Origin of the sequence: Bacillus sp. 7884-1 (genome assembly GCF_002272245.1) — a bacterium.
In the GTDB taxonomy this organism is placed as follows: Bacteria; Bacillota; Bacilli; order Bacillales; family Cytobacillaceae; genus Neobacillus.
The window spans coordinates 1-2,561 of sequence record NZ_NPDD01000075.1 but is presented as its reverse complement, the minus strand read 5'-3'; the positions used below and the strand labels follow the sequence as shown (position 1 = coordinate 2,561).

The window sequence follows — 2,561 nt, the reverse complement described above, 5'->3', positions numbered from 1 at the left end:
AAAATCATGGGAATAAAATTTACACAAAATCTAGGACTTGACTAATCAAAAGGATTTTATGGAACAAACTGAAGTTAAGCAGCAGTCTAAATTAGTAAAAACGTTGAAGAAACTTTTTCAAATCGTTGTGGAACAAGTGGTTAACCCAAAGGAAGTAATTACCCTTCATGATTATTATGGTGAAGGCATTACGCTATTAATTACCGTTGATCATGATCGCCATTCTATTTCAAATATTGACCTAATGATGAAAAAGATAACTGAAGAAGTAGCACAAAGGTTCGTTAAACTTTATCCTTCCATGTATCCCACATTTGAAGAAGGATATATGTTTGTTGAAAAACATGACTATTCTATCCAGGATTCCATATTAAGAGCGCACAGACAAGCCATTGGTATGGCAGAGAAGCGAGTACAGCTGGAGAGTAATGAAATGTTGTTAGCCATTAATAAAATTATTACCAAAAAGAATATCACTCTGTTTGCACAGCCAATTATCGATGTAGCCACAAGTGAAATCCGAGCATGGGAACTGCTTACTCGAGGACCGAAAGGGACTGTTTTAGAAGCTCCGTTACAGCTTTTTTCTGTTGCAAGACAAACCGGCCGTTTGTACGAGTTAGAAATGATTGTGTTGGAAAAAATGCTTCAGCAAGTAAAAGCATCCCGTTGCCGCCAAGATATTTTTGTTAATTGTACTCCGTTAACTCTCGGGAATATTAGATTTACCAGTGATTTAAAGAAGTTGTTACAGAAATATAGAGGTATTTCACCGAAACAGATTACCTTTGAAGTGACGGAACGGGATTCAATTGAGGGTTTGAAAAACTTTTCCTTTAATATTAATGTTTTACGATTAATGGGTTTTAAGATTGCTGTGGATGACACGGGAGCAGGCTATTCCAGCTTAAATACGATTACTGAACTTATGCCTGATATCATTAAGATTGATCGTTCTGTAATTGAAAACATTGATAAAAACTCGGTTAAAGAGTCAATGTTAAAAGGGTTGCTCCTTGTTGCTAGGGAGGCTGGCTCTTTAGTTGTGGCGGAGGGAATTGAAAACCAAGAAGAAGCTTCTGTTTTATCTAGAAATAATGTTGACTTAGCACAGGGGAATTTTTACGCGCGACCAACTAGGTTTTATGAGGAAATTGCAACGTAGATGATAATAATTGAGGAAGTGGATGACATGTATTTTGTAGACCGTGATAAGTTAGAGACAACATTGGTTTTTCTAGAAAAGCAAATCAGCTTATTTTCTAGTCAGGATCAATGGTCGACCCAGATAGAAAAAGCAGCATTAGAACGGGTTACACATCTCATGATTGAATCGGTTTTAGATGTGGGAAACGCGATAATAGATGGGTTTATTATGAGAGACCCTGGCAGCTATGAAGATATTATTGATATATTAATCGACGAAAAGGTTGTTAGTGCTGAAACAGGTAATAGCTTAAAAAATTTGATTCAGTATCGGAAAGTACTCGTTCAGCTGTATATGGAGATAAACCATAATGAACTTGAGAATCATTTCTCTTCTCATCTTAAAACGTTAGCTATATTTCCAAAGAATGTCCGGGACTACCTACAGAATGAACTTGGCCCAGTATCAGCATTTAATTAATCATTAATCTTTGACCGCGTTTGCGGTCATTTTTATTTACGACTATGATACATATAGGAGTGATTTCACATGAAAAAGTATAAAGGGTATTTAATTGATCTAGATGGAACAATGTACAAGGGGTCAGAAAAAATTGAGGCAGCTGGAGATTTTGTGAAAAAATTAAGGGAAAAAGGTATTCCTTATTTATTCGTAACCAATAATTCTTCACGGACTCCGGCCCAAGTTGCTGAAAAGTTAAGGGACTTTGATATTCCTGCAGAGGAAGACCTTGTTTTTACCACAAGTCAGGCAACAGCTAATTATATCTATGACCAAAAGATGGATGCGTCCGTTTTTGTAATTGGGGAAGAAGGACTTCGTACGGCATTGGAGGAAAAAAAATTTACGTTTGCTGGTGAGAATGCAGAATATGTTGTGATTGGGATAGACCGCGAAATTAGCTACGAAAAATTAGCTGTCGCATGCCTAGCAGTCCGCAATGGCGCAATCTTTATCTCAACAAACGGAGATATTGCGATACCAACAGAAAGAGGTTTACTCCCTGGAAATGGTTCGCTCACATCGGTGATTGCTGTATCTACTCAGACCAATCCGATTTTTATTGGTAAGCCTGAATCCATTATTATGGAGCAGGCTCTAAAGGTTTTGGGAACCTCCAAGGACGAAACCTTAATGGTGGGCGATTATTATGATACCGATATTTTAGCGGGGATGAATGCGGAGCTTGATACGCTTCTAGTCCACACGGGTGTCACAACGAAGGAATTATTAGCTGGTTATGACCGAAAACCAACCTATGCGATTGATTCATTGGATCAATGGGAGCCGTAAGAAAAGGATATAATTTTCGACTTTGAGAATTGTCTAGCTGCAGCGCCTAGGGGCTCGGGGTCATAAGCCAATCGGGCAGGAAGGTTAAAGAACAACCTTC

The 2,561-nt window shown here is 38.1% G+C and carries 3 protein-coding genes; all 3 read left to right on the top strand.

The window, feature by feature from the left end:
* The first annotated feature begins 58 nt into the window (after positions 1-58).
* Positions 59-1,165: an EAL domain-containing protein gene (locus CHI06_RS09925; RefSeq protein ID WP_095248392.1), complete on the top strand. Its 1,107-nt coding sequence runs from the start codon at positions 59-61 to the stop codon at positions 1,163-1,165.
* Between the two features lie 27 nt (positions 1,166-1,192).
* The gene (locus CHI06_RS09920) at positions 1,193-1,627 is read left to right on the top strand and encodes a DUF86 domain-containing protein (protein WP_095248391.1); all 435 of its coding nucleotides are present in this window, start codon (positions 1,193-1,195) and stop codon (positions 1,625-1,627) included.
* 69 nt (positions 1,628-1,696) lie between these two features.
* On the top strand, positions 1,697-2,461 hold the full coding sequence (locus CHI06_RS09915; RefSeq protein WP_095248390.1) for a TIGR01457 family HAD-type hydrolase: 765 nt from the start codon (positions 1,697-1,699) through the stop codon (positions 2,459-2,461).
* The last annotated feature ends 100 nt before the right edge of the window (positions 2,462-2,561 follow it).

What these genes read in the sequence shown, in the direction of transcription:
- CHI06_RS09925 (WP_095248392.1), top strand. Translation starts at nt 59, where the DNA reads ATGGAACAAACTGAAGTTAAGCAGCAGTCTAAATTAGTAAAAACGTTG.
- CHI06_RS09920 (WP_095248391.1), top strand. Translation starts at nt 1,193, where the DNA reads ATGTATTTTGTAGACCGTGATAAGTTAGAGACAACATTGGTTTTTCTA.
- CHI06_RS09915 (WP_095248390.1), top strand. Translation starts at nt 1,697, where the DNA reads ATGAAAAAGTATAAAGGGTATTTAATTGATCTAGATGGAACAATGTAC.